At 76.2% G+C, this 1384-nt stretch carries 1 protein-coding gene; it reads left to right on the plus strand.

The window, feature by feature from the left end:
- Positions 1 to 167 precede the first annotated feature (167 nt).
- Positions 168 to 1384 (plus strand): hypothetical protein (locus tag V7E45_RS40160; RefSeq protein ID WP_333779232.1); only part of this gene is annotated, 1217 nt, incomplete at its 3' end.

Here is a 1384-nt window from a genome sequence, read left to right on the forward strand (position 1 = left end):
CCCCTGCCACCCCCGCCGCAGGCCCGGGTCACGCCCTCCTTGTCCCCTGCATGGCCCAATGCCGGTCCGCCTAAAGGGCGAGGAGTCGTGAGTGGTGTGACCGTGGTGGAAGAGATCGCGGGTGCACCTGTGGGCAGAAACGGGTGCACCCGTGGCAAGGAGGCGACATGGCCGGGATCGGCGGCGTGAGTGGCGTGACGTGTACGGCCGTGGCGGGCGGCGAACCGTGCGAGGACCGGCCCGGCGACGCCTTCGCGCAGCTGAGCGGCGTCGCCGACGCCGTCCTCTACGAGGGCTACCTCCTCTACCCCTACCGCCGCTCCTCCGCCAAGAACCGCGTCCGCTGGCAGTTCGGTGTGCTGCTCCCGCGGGACTGGGTGGAGGCGGACGGCCCCCTCGCCCCGGGCCTCTCCGGCTCCGCGGACTCCTGGTACCAGCAGACCGAGTGCCTGCTGCGCGTACGGCGGCCCGGCGCGCGGGTGCGCGTACGGGTGCGGTACCTGCAGATGCAGCACAAGCAGGTGCGGGCGGCCGGCGTGGACGGCGCGCACCACCCGGTCGAGTCCCTGCGCGCGGCCGACGGCACGACCCACCTCACCTTCGACGAGGCGGTGCCGCACGAGATCGCGTTCGAGCGGCCCCTCGACGAGCTGCTGCGGGGCGGGTGCGCCGTGGAGACCGGGGCGCCCCCGGCCGAGGAGACCGAGGCGCTGCCCGGGGGCTCGGGGCAGGTGGTGCGGCGCCGCGAGGAGGTGCGGGCGCGGACCACGGTCGTGGCCGAGCGGCTCGGCGAGGACGTGTGCCGGCTGCGTGTGCGCACCGAGCACACCGGACACGCGCCCGACAGCCGCGCCCCGCGCGGGGAGGCGCTGCGCCGTGCCCTGCTCGCCGCGCACACCCTCCTCGGCGGCGACGGCGTGGAGTTCGTCTCGCAGGTCGACCCGCCCGCCGCGCTGCGCGCGTGGGCGCGCGCGTGCCGCAACGAGTTCACCTTCCCCGTGCTGGGCGGCGGACCGCAGGAGACGGAACCGACCGGACGGGTCGTGCTCTCCTCGCCGATCATCCTCTCGGACCGCCCGCAGGTGGCGCCGGAGAGCCCGGGCGATCTGCACGACGCGGCGGAGATCGACGAGATCCTCACGCTGCGCACGATGCTGCTGACGGACGAGGAGAAGGCCGAGGCCCGGGCCACCGACGCGCGGGCCGCGCGGATCATCGACCGCGTCGACAGCATGCCCCCGGAGGTCTTCGCCCGGCTGCACGGCGCCATCCGCTCCCTGACCCCGGCCCAGGCGCCCGCGCCCCAGTCCCCCGCCCCGGCCGCCGGGCCTCTGTCCCCCGCGCACACCGCCGCCCCGGCCTCGCCACCGGCCCAGGCCCTGGC

The organism is Streptomyces sp. IBSBF 3136, from assembly GCF_036815105.1.
GTDB lineage: Bacteria > Actinomycetota > Actinomycetes > Streptomycetales > Streptomycetaceae > Streptomyces.